Annotated in this window: 17 protein-coding genes and 1 pseudogene; 15 read left to right on the forward strand and 3 right to left on the reverse strand. The window is 67.4% G+C overall.

Going from position 1 to position 19,910, the window contains the following annotated elements; genetic code table 11:
* Positions 1–19: 19 nt before the first annotated feature.
* From D7316_RS23830 to D7316_RS23855, 6 genes are all read left to right on the forward strand, one after another.
* Complete coding sequence (locus D7316_RS23830; protein ID WP_124710459.1) at positions 20–2,053, forward strand: 5-oxoprolinase/urea amidolyase family protein; 2,034 nt, start codon at positions 20–22, stop codon at positions 2,051–2,053.
* Positions 2,050–3,711, forward strand: coding sequence for an allophanate hydrolase (atzF, locus tag D7316_RS23835; protein WP_124710460.1), 1,662 nt, complete (start codon positions 2,050–2,052; stop codon positions 3,709–3,711). Before D7316_RS23830 ends, atzF begins: the two co-directional genes overlap by 4 nt.
* Positions 3,712–3,862: 151 nt before the next feature.
* On the forward strand, positions 3,863–5,692 hold the full coding sequence (locus D7316_RS23840) for a hypothetical protein (protein ID WP_232017051.1): 1,830 nt from the start codon (positions 3,863–3,865) through the stop codon (positions 5,690–5,692).
* Positions 5,693–5,835: 143 nt separating this feature from the next.
* Positions 5,836–6,030, forward strand: coding sequence for a hypothetical protein (locus tag D7316_RS23845; RefSeq protein WP_124710461.1), 195 nt, complete (start codon positions 5,836–5,838; stop codon positions 6,028–6,030).
* 14 nt (positions 6,031–6,044) lie between these two features.
* Positions 6,045–6,938, forward strand: a complete 894-nt coding sequence (locus D7316_RS23850; protein WP_124710462.1) for a DUF3558 family protein — start codon at positions 6,045–6,047, stop codon at positions 6,936–6,938.
* Positions 6,935–7,483: a DUF3558 domain-containing protein gene (locus D7316_RS23855; protein ID WP_124710463.1), complete on the forward strand. Its 549-nt coding sequence runs from the start codon at positions 6,935–6,937 to the stop codon at positions 7,481–7,483. The genes D7316_RS23850 and D7316_RS23855 overlap by 4 nt, the downstream gene beginning before the upstream one ends.
* Here D7316_RS23855 and D7316_RS23860 read toward each other — a convergent pair whose 3' ends face one another.
* Positions 7,484–8,317, reverse strand: a complete 834-nt coding sequence (locus D7316_RS23860; RefSeq protein ID WP_124710464.1) for an acyl-[acyl-carrier-protein] thioesterase — start codon at positions 8,315–8,317, stop codon at positions 7,484–7,486.
* A gap of 100 nt (positions 8,318–8,417) precedes the next feature.
* Between D7316_RS23860 and D7316_RS23865 the strand changes: the two are divergent.
* From D7316_RS23865 to D7316_RS23885, 5 genes and pseudogenes are all read left to right on the forward strand, one after another.
* Positions 8,418–10,096: pseudogene (locus D7316_RS23865) on the forward strand (FAD-dependent oxidoreductase).
* Positions 10,097–11,353, forward strand: coding sequence for a glycosyltransferase family 4 protein (locus D7316_RS23870; RefSeq protein WP_124710465.1), 1,257 nt, complete (start codon positions 10,097–10,099; stop codon positions 11,351–11,353).
* Between the two features lie 27 nt (positions 11,354–11,380).
* A complete protein-coding gene (locus D7316_RS23875) occupies positions 11,381–12,130 on the forward strand; it encodes a class I SAM-dependent methyltransferase (RefSeq protein WP_124710466.1) in 750 nt (249 codons plus the stop codon).
* The gene (locus D7316_RS23880; RefSeq protein ID WP_124710467.1) at positions 12,127–13,164 is read left to right on the forward strand and encodes a prenyltransferase; all 1,038 of its coding nucleotides are present in this window, start codon (positions 12,127–12,129) and stop codon (positions 13,162–13,164) included. Before D7316_RS23875 ends, D7316_RS23880 begins: the two co-directional genes overlap by 4 nt.
* Positions 13,165–13,238: 74 nt before the next feature.
* Positions 13,239–14,096 (forward strand): LLM class F420-dependent oxidoreductase, encoded by an 858-nt coding sequence (locus D7316_RS23885; RefSeq protein WP_124710468.1) that lies wholly within the window; start codon positions 13,239–13,241, stop codon positions 14,094–14,096.
* A 19-nt stretch (positions 14,097–14,115) separates the two neighbouring features.
* Here the strand turns inward: D7316_RS23885 and D7316_RS23890 are convergent, their stop codons facing one another.
* Complete coding sequence (locus D7316_RS23890) at positions 14,116–14,745, reverse strand: TetR/AcrR family transcriptional regulator (RefSeq protein WP_124710469.1); 630 nt, start codon at positions 14,743–14,745, stop codon at positions 14,116–14,118.
* 121 nt (positions 14,746–14,866) lie between these two features.
* On the opposite strand from D7316_RS23890, the gene D7316_RS23895 reads away from it, so the two are divergent.
* The 4 genes from D7316_RS23895 (at position 14,867) to D7316_RS23910 (ending at position 19,050) form a co-directional block, all read left to right on the forward strand.
* Positions 14,867–16,264 (forward strand): flavin-containing monooxygenase, encoded by a 1,398-nt coding sequence (locus D7316_RS23895; RefSeq protein WP_124710470.1) that lies wholly within the window; start codon positions 14,867–14,869, stop codon positions 16,262–16,264.
* Positions 16,265–16,266: 2 nt separating this feature from the next.
* Positions 16,267–17,211 carry an alpha/beta hydrolase gene (locus D7316_RS23900; RefSeq protein WP_124710471.1) on the forward strand — a complete coding sequence of 315 codons (945 nt, stop codon included), beginning with the start codon at positions 16,267–16,269 and terminating at the stop codon, positions 17,209–17,211.
* Positions 17,208–17,963 carry an SDR family NAD(P)-dependent oxidoreductase gene (locus tag D7316_RS23905; RefSeq protein ID WP_124710472.1) on the forward strand — a complete coding sequence of 252 codons (756 nt, stop codon included), beginning with the start codon at positions 17,208–17,210 and terminating at the stop codon, positions 17,961–17,963. Before D7316_RS23900 ends, D7316_RS23905 begins: the two co-directional genes overlap by 4 nt.
* 109 nt (positions 17,964–18,072) lie before the next feature.
* A complete protein-coding gene (locus D7316_RS23910; protein WP_124710473.1) occupies positions 18,073–19,050 on the forward strand; it encodes a hypothetical protein in 978 nt (325 codons plus the stop codon).
* A gap of 131 nt (positions 19,051–19,181) precedes the next feature.
* Here the strand turns inward: D7316_RS23910 and D7316_RS23915 are convergent, their stop codons facing one another.
* Positions 19,182–19,871: a class I SAM-dependent methyltransferase gene (locus D7316_RS23915; RefSeq protein WP_124710474.1), complete on the reverse strand. Its 690-nt coding sequence runs from the start codon at positions 19,869–19,871 to the stop codon at positions 19,182–19,184.
* Positions 19,872–19,910 lie beyond the last annotated feature (39 nt).

Raw genomic sequence — 19,910 nt, forward strand, 5'->3', positions numbered from 1 at the left:
CTCGAGGAGCTTCGACACCATGGCCACGATCACCGTCCTCCGCGCGGGGCCGCTCACCACGATCCAGGACTGGCCCGGCCGGATCGGTTACTGGAAGGTCGGCGTGCCGCCGTCCGGTCCGATGGACGACCTGTCGTTCCGCCTGGCCAACAAGGCCGTCGGCAATCCGGCGCACGCCGCGGGCCTGGAGGCCACCATGATGGGGCCGTCCCTGCGTTTCGACGAACCCTCCGTCGTCGCGGTCACCGGCGCACCGGCAACGGTCACGGTGTCCGGAAAGACCGTGCCGCAATGGGTTCCGATCACCGTCGGTGCCGGCGACACCCTCGACGTCGCGGCCGCCGCCGACTTCGGCATGCGGATCTACATCGCGGTGTCCGGAGGTATCGAGGCCGAGGACTACCTGGGCAGTCGATCCACGTTCACCATGGGTCGTTTCGGCGGCCACGGCGGCCGCAAACTGACCGACGGTGATCAGCTCGCGACTGCGGGTGAGCGGGCGGGGACACCGCGGCGCATCCTCGGGGATGAGCAGCCCGCGTTCACCAGCGCATGGCAGCTCGGTGTGACTGTCGGCCCCCATTCCGCACCCGAGTTCTTCACCGACGAGGACATCGCGGACGTGTTCGGGACGGCCTACGAAGTGCATTTCAACTCCGACCGCACCGGCATCCGACTGATCGGCCCGCAGCCGCGGTGGGCCCGCAACGACGGTGGCGAGGCCGGACTGCATCCGTCCAACATCCACGACAACGCCTATTCGGTCGGTGCGCTGGACTTCACCGGCGACACCCCGATCCTCTTGGGGCCGGACGGCCCGAGCCTCGGCGGGTTCGTCTGCCCGGTCACGGTGGTCACCGCGCAGCGCTGGAAGCTCGGACAACTCAAGCCCGGCGACACCGTCCGGTTCGTCGCGGTGCGCAGCGATCAGACGGCGTCGCCATCGGAGACCGGATTGGGCAGGCGTGCCAGCTTCGTCGACGTCCTCTCCGGCGGCGGCGATCCAGACGACGGCATCCTGGGGGCCACCACCACCGCCGATGGCACCACCGCAGTCACCTATCGACGCAGCGGTGACGACAACATCCTGGTCGAATACGGCGACATGCGACTGGATCTGGCGCTTCGCGCTCGTGTCCACGCGCTGAGTGAACGGATCAACGCGGAGCTGCCTGCCGGGCTGATCGATCTCACCCCCGGTATCCGGTCGCTCCAGGTCAAAGCCGATCCGGATGTCTGGTCGCAGGGCCGGATGCTGTCCTGGCTCAACGAATGCGAGAGTCAGCTGCCGGCGGCGGAAGCGCTCGTCGTGCCGAGCCGCACAGTGCACCTGCCCCTCTCCTGGGACGACCCGGCCACCCGGGAGGCGATCGAACGCTACATGCTCGGGGTGCGCTCGGATGCACCGTGGTGCCCCTGGAACATCGAGTTCATCCGACGGATGAACGGCCTCGACTCGGTCGACGACGTGTTCCGGGTGGTCTTCGACGCGAGCTACCTCGTGCTCGGTCTCGGGGACGTCTACCTCGGTGCGCCGGTGGCGGTTCCACTCGATCCGCGACATCGGCTCGTGACCACCAAGTACAACCCGGCGCGGACATGGACCCCGGAGAACGCCGTCGGTATCGGCGGCGCCTACCTCTGCATCTACGGCATGGAAGGGCCGGGCGGATATCAGTTCGTCGGACGCACCACCCAGGTCTGGAATCATCGGCATCCGTTGCCTGCACCGGGTTTCGACCCGGAACACCCGTGGCTGCTGCGCTTCTTCGATCAGATCCGCTGGTATCCGGTGGAGGCGGAGGAACTACTCGACATGCGTGCCGACGTCGCGGCCGGACGCGGTGACAGCATGCGGATCACCGACGGGACCTTCTCCCTGGCCGAACACCAGCGGTTCCTCGACGAGAATGCCGCCGACATCGCGGTACGACGCGGGTTCATGGAGGCCGCGCGGGCCGAAGAACGTGAGCGCTGGTCGCAGCAGGGCGAATTCGCCGGTGCGTCTGCGACAGTCATGGATGATGAGATCGAGCAGGGGAGAGTCGCATGAACCGGATCGCCGACATCTACCGCCGGATCGAGGCCGCGGATCGTCCGGAGGTGTTCATCACGCTGCGTCCGCACGACGACGTCGAGGCCGACTATCGGAACTCGATCGCCGCCGGCGGGCCGCTGGCCGGGGTCGTGCTCGCGGTCAAGGACAACGTCGACGTCGCCGGGTTGCCGACGACCGCGGCGTGCCCGGGTTTCGCCTCCGTGCCGTCGGCGGACGCGGCGTCCGTCGCCGCGTTGCGCGCCGCCGGTGCGGTGGTGATCGGCAAGACCAACCTCGACCAGTTCGCGACCGGACTCGTCGGCACACGCAGTCCCTATGGTGCGGTGCGTGATTCACGACGTCCCGACCACATCTCCGGTGGCTCGAGTTCCGGCTCGGCGGTCGCGGTGGCGCTCGGCTTCGCCGACATCGCGATCGGCACCGACACCGCCGGCTCGGGCCGGGTGCCGGCCGGTCTGCAGGGCATCGTCGGGATCAAACCGACTCTCGGGGTGGTCTCCACCGACGGGGTGCTACCCGCGTGCGCGAGCTACGACGCCGTGACGATCTTCGCCGAATCACTCGAGATGGCCGACCGGGCCATGGCCGCGATGGCGCAGGCAGCCGGTCCCCGACCGTTCGGACCGGCGAGCCGACTCGGCGCGCCCGAACAGCCGACGGTGGCGATCCCCGCGGAGCTCCCCGAACTTGATGACTCCTGGCGCGCTGCCTTCGGTGCGGCGGTGGCGCAGGCCGAGGCGGCCGGGCTCCGGATCAAACCGATCGACATGTCGGCATTCCTGGCGGCGGCCAAGCTGCTCTACGAGGACGCCCTGGTCGCGGAGCGTCACGATGCGGTCGGTGAGTTCATCGCCGGTGCCGATCCGGCGGACGGTCTCGATCCGACGGTCGCCGGGATCATCGGTCCCGCCGGTCGATTCGGCGCCACGGAACTCCTGCGTGCCCGACGCCGACTCGAGGTGCTGCGGGCCGAGGCGATGGCCGAACTCGGCGACGCCGATGCGCTGATGGTGCCGACCGCGCCGTGTCATCCCACGCTGGCCGACGTCGCCACCGACCCGGTCGGCGTCAATTCCCGGATGGGGACCTACACGAACTTCTGCAACCTCTTCGATCTGAGCGCGGTCGCCGTACCGGCCGGTGAGGTCGTCGAGACAGACGACACGCGAGCACAATTCGGTGTCACGTTGCTGGGTCGCGGGCACGACGATGCGATGCTGGTCGACCTCGCCCGACGATTCACCGGCAGGAATGCCGGTCCGGCCCCGGCGTGGCCCGAGGCCGGTGCTGCGCCGTCGGTGGAGCTCGCCGTCTTCGGTGCGCACATGCAGGGCGGGCCGCTCACCCACGAACTCTCGGAGCGTGGCGCCCGGTGGGCCGGCGAGATCGCCACCGCCGCCACCTATCGGCTGGTCGCGCTGGACACGGTGCCGCCGAAGCCCGGACTGGTACGGGATCCCGCATCGGGACGGTCCATCGCCGGCGAACTCTGGGTGTTGTCGCCGAATGCCCTGGGCGAGTTCCTGGCCGCGCTGCCGTCGCCGATGATGCTCGGCAGTGTCGAGCTCGCGGACGGTCGGTGGGTCGTCGGTTTCGGGTGTGCCGCAGACGCGGCCGACCGGGGGGAGGCTCTCGACCGGGCCCGGTGGTGACCACCGCCATCCACCCACCGGCCACCCGCTCTGAACTGGGACGACCGCTCAACTTCACGCCATTTGACCATTTCTTTGAAATGTCACACAACGCCCCGACCACGTGATTCAATGAGCCCGCTTGAATCGGTGGGACAGGGGAGTGGGACGCATGACCGACGTGGGGCGCAACGCAATTCGGCGATCGCGAAAACAGGATCGACGCCTGAACCGGAAGCAGAAGCGCCACCGCGTCGCAGCCGGCGTGGCCGCGATGGCGACGGTCGCGGCCGTGGGAGCCGGGCAGGCGATGACCCCGCAGGCGGCCGAGGCGGCGTCCATCAGTGACATCCTCGCCGGCGTCACCAGTGGCGCGCTCGGTGGCAACAGTGGGCTGGGACAACTCGGCGCGTTGAAGGACGGCCTGATGGAGGTCGTCAACGGTGGCGGCGCCGACATCGCCGAGCAGTGGCGGATCCAGCTGTGCGGCTCCGGCGGATCCAACGGCGGTGCAGACTGTTCGAGGTCCACCGGCGTTGGTCTCGCGATCGTCGCGCCCGGGCGTATCGAACTCGTTCCGGTCGCCGCCTGGGACACCGCGGCCGGTGTGTACAACTTCTTCGATGCCATCGACAACGTGCTGCCCGAGAATTGGCAGATCATCCCCGACCTGCGCGATCCCGAAGAGCCCTTCGGCAATGCCACGATCATCGGGGACGGCTTTCAGTTCGCGTTCGCATCGACGGGCGGGCAGGCCACGGCGATCTCGTTCCTTCCGGTCAGCCTCGCCACCGCGGGCGCGAGTGACGGCCGTACCGCCTACGCCTTCGCCCTCGTCGGCATGGCCAATGCCTGGACCACGGACGACATCACCACCTCGCTGGTGGGCATCGACCTGCCGATCACCATTCCCGGGATCGAGCACGTCAGCTGCTACGGCGGGCTGACCGGCGCCTACGCCGAGGGAGTCGGTGCATGCGCAAACGTGTTGGGTACCTTCGACTTCCGATGGAAGGCGGCCAACGAGGTTCAGTTCGGTCTGACGGACCCGACGGGCGTGCTCTTCGATCCGCAGACCGTCCTGACCAACCTCATCACCGCGGTGCTGACGAATGTGACCGGCAACGGTGATCTGCCCATCACGCTCAGCAAGGATTTCGGACGACTGAGCTTCGGTGGCGACTACGACCTCCTCAGCGGAAACTTCGTCCGGTTCACCAGCGACTACGGTTCGCAGGCGCCCACCACCATCAAGTGGCTCGGGCAGCAGATCACGCTGAACCCGATGGTGACGGTCAACGGGCAACAGCGGCCGAACCACATCGGCGCCCCGGTCATCGTGTGGGGCGAACTCGACACCGGCGAGATCATCCCGATCTACTACAAGCCGGAGATCGACCTGCCGTTCGGTCTGGCACCGATCGGGCCGGTCACATTCCCGCCCGCGTCGTCGACGACGCTCACCACGTCGACGCTCCGAGCGGCGCCGGACGACGTCGATGAGAGCGCCCCGGCGGTGACCTCCGCGCGGACCGACGCGGCCACGAGCGACGACACATCGACTGAGCCCGAGGCGATCTCCGGCACGGACACGTCGACGTCCGGTGTGGAGGCGACCGGGTCCTACGTCGGCAAGCACCGCGCCGACGATTCGGCCGGCGGATATGTCGGCAAGCACCGCGACGACGACTCGGCGTCCGGCACCGGTGCGCAGGGATCGGGGAGCGGCGAGCCTGCCTCGGGCGGCTCTGCGACCGACTCGACCGATTCCGGCTCCAGTGATTCCGGCTCGAGTGATTCCGGCTCGAGTGATTCCGGCTCGAGTGACTCGAGCTCCAGCGATTCCGGCTCGAGCGACTCAAGTTCCGCCGACTCCTCGTCCAGCGCGACCGACTCGGGCGCCACCGACTCGGGCTCGACCTCGGGCTCGGGTTCCTCCGGATCGACCTCCACCGGATCGGGCTCGTCGTCGAGCACGTCCGGCTCGGACAGCGGCGACTGATCCGGGCACCGTCGCCCCGACACCCCGCGTGATCGCCTCCCGACGATCACGCGGGGTGTCCGTTTCTCTTGGCTACAGTGGAGACCACGATCAGTTGCATCCGTTCGACCTCGCCCGTTCAGTTCTCACCCCGAGGAGGAGTCATGGCGGTAGACAAGGCGAAGAGCAAGGCCGTGTCAGAAGTCGTCCGTCAACATCCGGGCATGAGTCTGGCCGCCGTCTCCCCGGGGATCGCGCTGTTCCTCATCGTCGGGGTCCTGGTGAACTGGCCGCTGGCCATCCTGTTGGGCCTGGTGGGTGCCGGCGCCGGCTATTACTTCCTGACCCGGCAGAAGTAGTAGCCAGCGGAGAGATGACCACGCGCGTCGACAGTTGGATCTGGGCGATCCGGCTCACCAAGACCCGGTCTGCGGCCGGTGCGGCATGCCGCGGTGGACACGTCCGTGTCAACGGCGTCACCGCGAAACCCGCGCAACCCGTCTCCGTCGGCGACGAGGTGCGGGTCCGGTTGCACGGGCACGAACGCATCGTCGAGGTCACCAAGCTCATCAGCAAGCGTGTGTCGGCGCCGATTGCGGCCGAATGTTTCATCGACAACAGCCCACCCCCGCCGCCGCGGGAAGTGCTCGCCAGTCAACCGCGTCGCGATCGCGGCGCAGGCCGGCCCACCAAACGCGAACGGCGCGAACTCGACCGACTCCGCATGCACGGCGGTCTGCTCATCGGCATGCTGGCGATGGTCGCCCTCGTCCTCACCGGTTGCGGTGGCGATGCCGACGACCCCGCCGCGCCGAAGACCCCCGAGGCGCCGGCCAACGCTGGAGCCGGACCGTTCTTCGGAGCGTGCGGTGGGCTGAGCACCGAGGAGGTCAGCTCGATCACCAAATTCGCAGGTCTGACCAACACGGTGAACAATGCCTCGGTCTGTGAATGGGACAGCAGCAACGACCGCACCGGACCGGTCGCGTCGTTCAACTGGTATCGCGGGTCCCCGATCGGACGCGAGCGCGCCACCGAACAGCTGTCGCGTGAGACCACCAAGGACATCGACATCGACGGGCACAAGGGCTTCATCGCGTCCGATGTGGGCATCTGCGAGATCGGCATCGCCTTCGGCGCCGACTTCTTCGAATGGTCGGTCAGCGCCGGGACCCAAGCGCTGACGGGTGAGCAGCCGCCCCCGACCGACCAGATCTGCGACGCGACCCGCGAGATGTCCCGACTCTCGATCGAGCGGTCGTCATGAGGCGGCTGATCTCGGTGATCGCGGTGATGATGCTGCTCGTCGGCGTCGGATCCGCCTGCGCGCGAAGTGTCGACGGCGAACCGGTCGCGGTCGGGGCCGCCGACAACGAGCAGGAGGGCAACGTCGACACCGACCAGTTCGACAAGTTGCTCCTGGAGTGCGAGGTGCTGTCGTCGGCGCAGATCGCCGAGGTCGTCGGCGGAACCGCCGCGCGCGGCACCTTCAACGGCGCCATCTGCCGCTGGATCGTCGAAGGGGCGACGACGGCCTCGGTCACCTTCAACTGGTTCGAATGGGGCAACCCGACCGTGGAGAAGGAGACCGCCAAGAAGCTCGGCTACGAGACCGAGAACATCAAGATCGCCAGTCAGGCCGCGTTCACCCAGCGCGACCCGAAGCGGCCGGCGGTCTGCGGGGTCACCGCCCGTGCACCCAGTCGCGGCGTCTACACCTGGTGGGTCGAGCCGCGTTCGAGCGCCGTCGCCGCCGACCCGTGTGCCGCCCCGATCAAACTGATGGAGCTGCTGCTCACCGGCGGTCAGTGATCAGGATGTCGGCAGTTTCGACACCGACACCGTCGCCGCGACCACCTGGTCGTCCCCGTCACCGGGGATCAACATCCAGACCAGCAGACGGTCCGCGTCCCGTACACGTCGCAGCGTGATCGGGACGCCGGGCACGATCGGGCGCAGATACTCGATGACCGCACGGTGTGGACCGGCGACCAGCTCCGGATGATCGACGAGCTCGTCCTCGATCGCCTCGAGGTAGGCGGCGTTGTTGAGGTGCTTGAACGGATCGAAGTCGGTGATCCGTAGAACGTGCTCCCGATCGGGGAGGGCGACCTCGGACAGTTCCGGCGCCTTGTCCGGGTTCATCGACTTCCAGCGCAGGCGGTGCTCGTCGGTCATCGACGAGAGCATCTCGAACATCTCGTCACTGATCCGCGACGGCATGCCCTGATCGTTCACGTTGATCCAGAAGGCCTCGGTCTCGATCAGTCCGGACTCCCGCTCGTCCGGGTTGAACCGATTGGTCTCGTGATCGGCGGTCAGTCGCACCCGCATGTTCGTCCAGCGTGTGGACAGCGCGCCGCACCACCGTTGCGCGGTGACCGCGGCCGGCCAGGAGAAGGGCCGGATCACGTCGATCACCGTTCGCCGGACGATCCAGAACGGGTCGCTGTGCCCGTAATCGGTGGCCTCGATGTTGTCGTTGGCCACGTCCTGCAGGTACCGCGCGACCGCGTCGAGCCGGACCCGCATCTCCTGGTCGACGTCACCGGTGCGTACCCGATAACCCGCTTCGAAGTACCGGGCACCCTCCTTGCGCTCGTGTAATGCTTCGGTCGACGTTCCCGCTGTTGGCGAGGTGCTCACTCAGTCCCTGCTTTCGGCCACCGGTACCTTTAGGAGTTAAGATACTCAGGACGACAAAACTAGAACACGTTCCACGTGTCGGATTTCGAGGAAACAGCAGATGGCGCATGTGATCACCCGACCATGTTGCAACGACGCCAGTTGTGTCAGCGTGTGTCCGGTCAATTGCATTCATCCCACTCCGGACGAGCCGGAGTTCTTCACGGCCGAGATGTTGTTCATCGACCCAGAGACATGCATCGACTGCGGCGCATGCATCGACGAGTGCCCGGTCGAGGCGATCCTCCCGGACGATCAGCTCGAGGAGCGCGACGAGCCGTATCTACAGATCAATGCGGACTATTACAAGGACCATGACGTCGAGGGTGGCCTGGTTCCGCCCAAGAAGGCGCCGCAGCTGCCCGAGGGCGAGCTGCACGTCGCGATCATCGGCGCCGGTCCGGCCGCGTTCTATGCCGCCGAGGAACTGGTGCGCAAGCCGCAGGTGAAGGTGGACATGTTCGACCGCCTGCCCACCCCGTACGGACTCGTCCGGGCCGGGGTCGCCCCCGACCACGCTCCCACCAAGGGCGTGGAGAAGACGTTCGCGGCGACCGCGGCCAAGCGCAATTTCCAGTACTTCCTCAATGTCGAGGTGGGTAAGCACATCACTCACGCCGAGCTCGTCGACCGCTACCAGGCGGTCGTCTACGCGGTCGGCGCCGCGACCGACAAACGGCTGGGCATCGAGGGCGAGGATCTGCCCGGTTCGATACCGGCCACCGAGTTCGTCGCCTGGTACAACGGGCACCCCGACTACGCGGATCTCGACTTCGACCTCACCGGTGAGCGCGCGGTGGTGGTCGGCAACGGCAACGTCGCGCTCGACGTGGCACGCATCCTGGTCAGCGACCCCGACGATCTGGCCACCACCGACATCGCCGACCATGCGCTGGCCCGCCTGCGTGAATCCAACATCACCGAGGTCGTGCTCCTGGCGCGGCGCGGCATCGCGCAGGCCGCATACACCAACAGCGAGTTCCTGGCGCTCGGCGACGTCGCCGGTGTCGACGTGGTCATCGACCCGGACGAACTGGCGCTCGATCCGGCCACCGAGTCCGCACTCGAGGACGACACCCTGGATTCGACGATCGCCACCAAGATCCGGCTGGCGCGGGAGTTCGCCGCACGCCCTGCCACGGATGGCAACCGGCGCATCGTGTTCCGCTTCCTGGTGTCCCCGGTCGAGCTCGCCGGCGACGGTCAGGTCGAGCGACTCACCTGCGTCCGCAACGCGTATGCCGCAGGCACCGAACGCATCGCGGTGACGCCGACCGACGACCGGTTCGAACTCGAGACCGGGCTGGTCCTGCGGGCCATCGGATACCGTGGCGTTCCGGTCATCGATCTGCCGTTCGACGACGTGAAGAGCGTGGTGCCGAACACCGACGGCCGGGTACAGGCCACGGCTGACGGCGATGTCATGCCGGGGCTCTATGTGACCGGATGGATCAAACGGGGTGCGACCGGGGGATCGGGATGAATCGAATATGTGGTCAGGAGACCGCCGAGGCGGTCCTGCGGGACTATGTGGACGGTGCGCTCACCGCGCCTGCCACGAGCCGCGATGATGTCGGCGCCATCGTGACCGATCGCGGCGCCCGCCGCATCGACCTCGACGGTTGGAAGGCCATCGACGCCGCCGAGAAGACCGCGGGCAAGAGTGCGGGTCGGCGCCGGGTCAAGTTCGTCTCGATCACCGAGTTCGAAGCGGCCGCCGGCATGGAATCGGTGCAATAGATGCGGGTGGCGCTGCTGTCGTATCGCAGCAAACCGCATTGTGGTGGCCAGGGTGTCTACGTCCGGCATCTGTCCCGGGAACTCGCACTCCTCGGTCACCAGGTCGAGATCTTCTCCGGCCAGCCATATCCCGAGCTCGACCAGGTCGCCATCGATGCCGGTGTGACGATCACCAAGGTGCCGAGCATGGGGCTCTACGACGAGCCCGACCCGTTCCGGACGCCGCGTCCGGGTGAGTACCGCGACTGGATCGACGTGCTCGAGGTCGGGTCCATGTGGACGGCGAGTTTCGGCGAGCCGCTGACGTTCAGTCTGCGCGTCGCCCGTCTGCTCAAAGAGCGTCGCGACGATTTCGACATCGTGCACGACAACCAGTGCCTCGGTTACGGTTTGCTCGACATCCAGAAGGCCGGGTTCCCGCTGATCGCGACGATCCATCATCCGATCACCCGCGATCGGACACTGGCGGTCAAGGCCGCCAAGGGATGGCGCAAGATCACCGCGTGGCGCTGGCATTCCTTCCTGCGTATGCAGGGTCGGGTGTCGCGTCGAATCCCGGAGCTCCTCACCGTGTCCCGGAGCAGCGAGGTCGACATCCGCAAGGCGTTCGACATCCCGTCGGGTCGCATCACGACGATTCCGCTCGGCGTGAACACCGAGGTGTTCCGGCCGGGCGTGGAGCGCGTCCCCGGCCGCGTGGTCTGCGTCGCGAGTGCCGACGCCCCCCTCAAGGGGGTCTCGTACCTGCTCGAAGCGGTTGCGAAGCTGAGTGCGGAACGTCAGGTCGAACTGGTTCTGGTGTCCAAGCTCGACCCGAACGGTCCGTCCGCCAAGATGATCGACGAGCTCGCCATCGGCGACAAGGTCCGGGTGGTCTCCGGACTCGAGGACGACGAGATGGCCGAGCTGCTCGCCTCGGCCGAGGTCGCTTGTGTGCCTTCGCTGTACGAGGGTTTCTCGTTGCCCGCAGTCGAGGCGATGAGCTGTGCGACCCCGCTGGTGGCCACACGAGCGGGGGCGATCCCCGAGGTCGTCGGCACCGAACAGGAGGCGGCACTGCTGGTTCCGCCGCGCGACTCGGAGAAACTCGCGCAGTCCATCGGGAGGCTTCTCGACGACGCGGAACTGCGCGGCCGTCTCGGCGAGGGTGGGCGACGTCGGGTCGAGGAGCGATACAGCTGGGCAGCCGTGGCGGCCAAGACCGCCGCGCATTACGAGACCGTGCTTGATCGGGTGGCTCGCGCAACCGCGAGCTGACCGGATGGATCGACGAAGGGAACACGCGTGCTGACAGTTGATTTCGACCGCCTGGGGGTGGGTCCGCAGACCAAGGCGATCGATATCGGGGCCGGGCAGGGGCGACACTCGTTCGAGATGTTCCGTCGGGGGGCCGACGTCATCGCCTTCGACCAGTCCGAGCAGGACATGGCCGACGTCGGCGAGATGTTCGACGCGATGATGGCCGAGGGGCACGTCCCGGCCGATGCCAAGGCCCGTGCGGAGGTCGGGGATGCGTTGCGACTTCCGTACGCCGACAACAGCTTCGACGTGGTCCTCATGTCCGAGATCCTGGAACACATCCCGGGTGACGAGGCGGCGATGGCCGAGATGGTCCGGATCCTCAAGCCGGGCGGGGTCGCCGCGGTCACCGTTCCGCGGTACTGGCCGGAGAAGGTCTGCTGGGCCCTGTCGGACGAGTATCACGAGGTCGAGGGCGGGCACGTACGCATCTACAAGGCGTCCGAACTCGCCGACAAGCTGACCCGGGCCGGCCTCGAGGTGACCGGTACCGATCACTCGCACGCCCTGCACGCCCCCTACTGGTGGCTGAAATGTGCTGTGGGCGTGGAGAACAACGACAATGTCCTGGTGAAGGGTTACCACCAGCTGCTGGTGTGGGACATGATGAGCAAGCCGTGGCTGACCCGGGTCGGGGAGCAGGCGCTCAACCCGTTCATCGGCAAGTCCGTGGCGCTCTACCTCCGTAAGCCGGCCGACGGCGTCAGCCCGGCTCCCGACACCGTGTCGGAGTGACGGTCGGTCCCGCGATCGCGGGGGTGCTGTCCGCTCAGCAGGTCGACGCGACCGGGGCCGCGATCGCCGCGATGCAAGAGGATTCCGGGGCGCTGCCATGGTTTCCGGGCGGGCAGACCGATCCGTGGGATCACGTCGAATCCGCGATGGCGCTGTCGGTGACCGGCCGGGTCGCCGAGGCGGAGGCCGCTTACGACTGGTCTCGACGCCACCAACGTGCGGACGGCTCCTGGCCCATCCGCACACTGGTGGGGCAGGTCAAGGATGCCAACGTGGACAGCAACTTCTGCGCATACATCGCGGTCGGCGTCTGGCATCACTTTCTGGTCACCGGCGACTCCGCGTTCTTGAACCGGATGTGGCCGACGGTCTGGTCGGCGATCGATCTGGTGATGAGATTCCGGCGTCCCGACGGCGCCTTCCGCTGGGGCGGTGACCACCACACCGGCGCGATGTTCGACCAGGCCCAGATCACCGGCAATGCGAGCATCTTCCAGGCGATCGACTGCGCCATCCGCCTCGCTGACGAGATGGGTCAGCCGGAGGACGAATGGATCCGCGCGCACGGTGCCCTCGGTGACGCGCTTCGCGAGCGTCCGGAGATCTTCGAACCGCCGTCGGATCACTCGATGGACTGGTACTACCCGATCCTCGGTGGGGCGGTCCGCGGGCGCGCCGGACAGGAACACATCGCGGAGCGCTGGGATGAATTCGTGGTGGAGGGCATGGGAATCCGTTGTGTCGACCACCGGCCGTGGGTCACCGGTGCGGAGACCTGTGAGCTCGCCCTTGCGGTGGACGCGCTCGGCGACACCGACGACGCGATCAGGCTCGTCGAATCCATTCAGCACCTGCGGGATCCGGACGGTTCGTACTGGACCGGACTGGTCTTCGAAGACGGCAAACGGTGGCCGGTGGAGAAGAGTTGCTGGACATCGGCGACGGTGGTCCTTGCGGCCGATGCCATCAGCCGGGCCACGGCGGGCAACGGGATCTTCCGCGACGTCCGGCAAACCCTGGCCCTGGGGCGCTGAATCACCTAGACTAGTGTCCAGTCAGTCGTCCAGAGTCGGGACGGCGGGATTCGCGACGTCGCGTTGGAGGGTTCATGGAGTTCGGAATCGTGCAGTTCACCAGTGACCGAGGGCTCAAACCCCACGTGCTGGCGCCGCTCATCGAAGAGGCCGGTTTCGCGTCGTATTTCGTGCCCGAACACGGGCACATCCCGACCCGTCGCGATGCCGCCCACCCGCAGACCGGCGATTCATCGCTGCCCGACGATCGCTACATGCGGACGCTGGACCCGTGGACGTCGCTGGCTGCCGCAGCCGCGGTGACCGAACGTATCCGCTTGGCGACCGCGGTCGCGCTGCCGGTGCAGTCGGACCCGATCACCCTGGCCAAGACGCTCGCGACCGTCGACCACATCTCAGCCGGGCGGGTCACGCTCGGCGTCGGATTCGGTTGGAATCTGGACGAATTGGCCGATCACTCGGTGCCGCCGAAGCGTCGTCGGACGATGCTTCGCGAGTACCTCGAGGCGATGCGTGCCCTGTGGACCCAGGAGGAGGCCGAGTACCACGGCGAGTTCGTCGACTTCGGTCCGAGCTGGGCGTGGCCGAAGTCGACTCAGGCGCACATCCCGGTACTGGTCGGCGCCGCCGGCAACGAGAAGAACTTCACGTGGATCGCCCGCAGTGCCGACGGGTGGATCACCACTCCCGGCGAGGAGGACATCGAGGGTTCGGTGTCGTTGCTGAAGCGGATCTGGGCCGACGCCGGGCGCGATGGTGCGCCGGAGATCGTCGTCCTCGATTTCAAGCCGGTCGCCGAGAAGCTGGACAGCTGGCGCGAGATCGGAGTGACGCAGGTGCTCTACGGTCTGCCCGACGACAGCGTCGAACGGGCGAGCGGCTACCTCGCCAAGCTGGCCGGAAAGCTCGGTCTGGCCCCCGCGGTGGTGTGAGGTACCGCCGGCGCAACCCTCAGGGGGCGGTGTGGGGTACCGGCGCCGTCCGTAACCCCGGCATCACATAGCGCTGCACGTGCCGCAGCACCGCATCGGCGTCGTCGGGATCGACCGTGTCGCCGGGTACGGTGCCCAGGCTGATCAATACGCGCGCAACCCATTCGGCGACCTCGCCGAGATCGTGCGCCGGGTGGATCTCGCCGCGCACCGCCGCGGCGTCGACAAACGGGCGCCAGAACAGCGCGAGGTCCGGGACGAGCCCGGTCACGCCCGCGCCGGCGCACGCCGCGAACTCGTCGGGTTCGGTGGTGCGTAACCGCATCAACAGCGTGCCGGGATCGTCGTAGGCTCCTCGGCCGATGCGCACGCCCGCGGCGACCTGCCGGTCGAAACCGTCGATGGCATCGAGTTCGCCGCGCGCATCACTCCAGAAGGCCTCGTTCAGTCGCACGATGGCGGCCCCGACGAGGGTCGATTTGTCCGGAAAGTGACGATAGAGCCACGCTCTGGACACGCCGGCGACCTCGGCGACCTCCTGCATCGTGGTTGCGCGGATCCCCTTGTCCGCGAGCAGCTTCTCGGTCGCGCCGAGCAGCCGGGCGGTGACAGTGCCGGTCGGCTGTCGATCGGTCGTTGCCTCACTCACGTCCGAACCCTAGCAAATCCGTAGACAAATCCCGGATTCTGTTTACCTCGCCGACGGATTGCGGTAGACAGAATGTGCAATCTGTCTACCGCCCGGGCTGCGGGCCAGTCGGTGAGGAACCATGAGCTCATATCTGCCGCGTACCGCGGTCATCGGGGCCGGCATCAGCGGCCTCACCTCCGGGAAGATGCTCGCCGACTACGGCGTGCCGTACACCTGCTTCGAGTCGTCGGATCGGATCGGGGGGAACTGGGCGTTCGGCAACCCGAACGGTCACAGCAGTGCCTACCGGTCGCTGCACATCGACACATCGAAGCATCAGCTGTCGTTCCGCGACTTCCCGATGCCGCCCGACTATCCGGACTTCCCGCATCACACGCAGATCAAGACCTACCTCGATTCCTATGCGGAGGCGTTCGGGCTCCTCGACAACATCGAGTTCCGCAACGGGATCACGCATGCCCGACGGCTCGACGGTGGGGGATGGGAGCTGCAGACGGAGCGCGGCGAGCGCCGTCTGTTCGACCTCCTGGTCGTGGCGAACGGACACCACTGGGATCCGCGCTTCCCCGATTTCCCCGGACAGTTCGACGGCATCACCATGCACGCCCACCACTACATCGACCCGAAGACGCCGCATGACTTCTCGGGAAAGCGAATCCTGGTGGTCGGACTCGGCAACAGCGCCGCCGACATCGCCGTCGAACTGTCTTCCAAGGCTCTCGACAACACGCTCACCCTGTCGACGCGGTCGGGCGCCTGGATCGTGCCGAAGTACTTCGCCGGCAAGCCCGCCGACAAGTACTACCGCACCTCGCCGCACATTCCGTATTCGTGGCAGCGCAAGTTCGTCCAGGTGCTCCAACCACTCTCGGCGGGACGTCCCGAGGACTACGGCCTGCCCACCCCGAATCACAAGTTCTTCGAAGCGCATCCGACGCAGTCCGTCGAACTCCCGCTGCGGCTCGGATCGGGGGACGTGATCCCCAAGCCGGACATCGAGCGGTTCGACGGATCGACCGTGCATTTCACCGACGGCACCGCTGATGACTTCGACATCATCATCTACGCAACGGGATACAACATCACCTTCCCGTTCTTCGACCCCGACTTCATCAGCGCGCCCGACAATCGCATCGACCTGTACAAGCGCATGTTCTATCCCGGCATCGACGATCTGGTCTTCGCCGGATTCGCACAGGCGACGCCCACGCTGTTCCCCTTCGTCGAATGCCAGGCGCGGCTGCTGGGCGCGTACGCGGTCGGCCGCTACCGGCTGCCGTCGGAGTCCGAGATGCACGAGACGATCGTCGCCGACCAGGAATTCTTCACCGGGCACATGCTCGATCGGCCGCGGCACACCCAGCAACTCGACCACTATCTGTACGAGCACAGGATGCGGACCGGTGAGCTCCCGGCCGGCGCGCGGCGCGCACGACAACAGGGCCCGCCGGTCTGGGCGCAGGTCGACGAGCGGACAGGCGATCTGGCCGTGGCGGTCTCGGGAACGCAGGAGTGACGATGAACAAGCAGAACGTGACCTTCGATTCGCACGGAACCGACTGTGATGCCTGGTTTTTCCCCGGCGCCGAGGGTTCGCCCTTCGACACCGCGGACGGTCGCCCGGTCGTGGTCATGGCGCATGGCTTCGCGGGTACCAAGGACTCCGGCCTCGCACCGTACGCACGGCGCTTCGCCGATGCGGGGATCGCAGTGCTGGCCTTCGACTATCGCGGTTTCGGTTTGTCCGGTGGGCAACCGCGGCAACGGATCTCGATGAAGGGTCAGGCCGACGACTACCGTGCCGCGATACGGGCGGCGCAACGGCAGCCCGGGGTCGACCCGCAGCGGGTGATCCTCTGGGGCATCTCCCAATCGGGTGGGCACGCGCTGATCGTCGCCGCGGAACGGACCGACATCTGTGCGGTGATCACCATGGTGCCGTTGGTGAACGGGCTCGCGGCGGGCGTCCATCACTACCCGCAGGTCGGTGCCGCGGCGATGGCCCGATCCACCGTTGTCGGGATCGGCAGCGCCTTGGCCGGTCGGGCCGGTCGTCCCGCGACGATGATGCCGGTCGTCGGTCGGCCGGGCGAGCGGGCCGCACTCACCTCGCCGGGGTTCTACGACGACTACCTCGCGATTGCGGGGCCGTCATGGCGCAACGAGGTGGACGCATCGGTCGGTCTGGAACTGGGTGGCTTCCGCGCCGACAAGGACGCCGACAAGATCTCCGCTCCCGTGTTGATGCAGATCGCCGATTTCGACCAGGGCGCGCCGCCGCAGGCAGCCGCCAAGGCGGCCTTCAAGGCGCGTGCGGAGGTACGGCATTACCCGTGTGATCACTTCGACGTCTTCGAGGGCAAGGAGTGGTTCGAACCCGCTGTCACGCACCAGCTCTCGTTTCTGACGAGGCACCTCGTCGGTGATCGCGCGGGCTCCGGATCAGCGGCGGCGGCACGATGACCGCGACGGCCGTCGTGGTGGGCGGGGCGTCGGGGATCGGTCTGGCAACCGCACATGCGCTCGCCGCCGACGGATACGACGTCGTGGTGGCCGACGTGAACGGCGACGCGGCGATCGCGGCCGCCGACGGCATCGGCGGTACGACGCGCGCCGTGACCATGGATGTGACCGACGAGGAGTCGGTCGCCGCGGGCTTCGCGTCCGTCGACAACCTGGCAGTGGTGGTCAGCTGTGCCGGACTGACGATTCCCGGTGCGATCGTCGACCTCGAACTCGAGCACTGGCAGACCACCATCGACGTGTGCCTGACCGGGTCCTTCCTGGTGCTCAAACATGCCGGCCGGCAGGTTGTGGACGGCGGGAGCATCATCGTCATCTCGTCGCTCAACGGGCGCCAGCCGGGTGCGGGCGTGGGCGCCTACTGCGCGTCGAAGGCCGGTGTCACCATGCTGGTCGAGGTGGCCGCTCTCGAGTTGGCGCCTCGCAGGATCCGGGTGAACTCGATTCAGCCGGGGCTCGTGGACACTCCGCTGACCGCCGGCACGTCGATGATCCCGGGGCTCACCGAGGAGTACCTCGAGAACACGCCGCTCGGGCGCAGCGGCCGTCCGGAGGAGATCGCCGACGTCGCGGTGTTCCTGGCCTCCGACAAGGCCTCCTGGGTCACCGGCGCCGCGTTCGACATCAACGGCGGCGCGCACCTGCAGCGCTACCCCGACGTCCTCGGCAAGGTCCGCGCCCTGATGGCCTGACGGTTCCTGTTGACCTGACCGGGGGAAGAATCCGGGGCTACCGAACCGGATCCGCACCCTGTGGATGGATTCGGGGCGCCGGGCGGTGTCGGCGGCATGATGTCGGGTCATGGACGACTTCGACATCGGCGCCGAACATCTCGTGTTCCGGGCCGACGCGGTGGGTAAGGGGATGTCCGACGCCGCGCTGCGTCGTGACGTCAGGACCGGGGCCAAGGAGCGGGTCTGGCACGGCGCCTACCTACCGACATCCCCACCCACGTCGGACGAACCCGGCGACAGCTACCCCGCCGAGCTCGAGCGGTACCGCGCGACGGTCGTCGCCGCGTCGCTCAACGGAGGACCCAAGCGCACCGCGAGCCATGTCTCGGCGGCCGCGATGCACCGCATCCCCCTGTTGCGGCCTGACCTCACGACTGTCCACTTCACCTCTGTCACAACGGGAAAGACCATCAAACGGGGAGTCGTTCACCAGGCGGCGCTGCGTGACTCCGACATCGAGATCGTCGGTGACATCCCGGTCACCTCGCGTGCCCGATCGATCTGCGACGTCGCCCGGACCGGCACGTTCGCCCAGGGTGTCTGCGTCCTTGATTCGGGTCTACACCTCGGCGTGCCGATGTACGAGATCGCCGAGCAGGTCGAACACCTCCGACGACATCACGGGATCGCGATGCTGCGCTCGGCCCTGGCGTCCGCGAACGGACTGTCGGAAAGCATCGGCGAGACCGTGAGCAGGCTCGTGCTCGGCGACAATCCGCTGATCCCGTCGCCCGATCTGCAGGTCGCGATCCCGCTTGACGTCGACGGGACACGGATGACGGCGCGAGGTGACTTCGGCTGGCGGGACGTCGACGGGGTGCTTCGGGTCGTCGGGGAGTTCGACGGGCGCATCAAATATCACCGATCGAATCCGTTCGGGGATCGGCTACCGGAGGAGGTGATCTACGAGGAGAAGGTGCGTGAGGATGCGATCCGCGCGACGGGACCGCTGGTCGTCCGATGGACGTGGTCGGATTCGATGCGTCCGAAAGTTCTCCACACCAAGGTGATCGCAGCCCTCCGGGCGGCGAACCTCCTCCGCTGACGGTTCTTCCCCCGGGTATCGCTTCGTCCCCCGCCTGCATGCGGAGGACAAAGCGATACCCGGGGGAAGAACCCTGGGGCCCGGAGGGCTGCCGGTGGGCCGGGTGGCCGGGGCCGGTCCGGAGGGCCTGGTCAGCCGAGGGGTGTGCCCACCTCACCGCCGTCGCGGCGCAGAACGCGTAGCGAGCCTTCGGCGCGCACCTCGGTGAACTGGCCGGTGGCCAGCGCCTGACAGTAGATCTCGTAGGGCGGGCGGCCACCGTCGGCCGGATCGGGGAACACGTCGTGGATGAGCAGCGCACCACCGATGCGCACCCAGGGCGCCCAGCCGTCGAGGTCGTTCTGCGCCGCCTGCATGCTGTGTCCACCGTCGATGAACACGAAGTCGGCGGGCTTGCCCCACACCTTCGCGGCGGTAGTCGAGCCCGCCAGCACGCCGACGACGGTGCCGTCGAGGGCAGCGTCGTACATGGTCCGGCGGAATCGCGCCGAGGTGTCGAGCTTGCCGGTGTGCGGGTCGACGAGCGTCTCGTCGTGGTACTCCCAGCCGGGTTGGTGCTCCTCGGATCCGCGATGATGATCGACCGTCACGATGGTCGCCCCGTACGGCTCGGCGGCCGCACCGAGGAAGACGGTGGACTTGCCGCAGTAGGTGCCGATCTCGATGCCGACCCGGGTCGAATTCGGCTGCGCCAGATACTCTCCCGCGATCTCGAACAGCGTCTGGGCCTCATCGAGTGGCATGAAACCGGGGGTTTCCTCGGCGACCTTGAGGCGCTCCGGCGATGGTGCGTTCGGCGTCCTTGCCGACGATGCAGTCATACCGCAGATCCTATCCGGTCGTCATCGGCGGCCGCGTAG

This window comes from Gordonia insulae, from assembly GCF_003855095.1.
Classification (GTDB): Bacteria; Actinomycetota; Actinomycetes; order Mycobacteriales; family Mycobacteriaceae; genus Gordonia; species Gordonia insulae.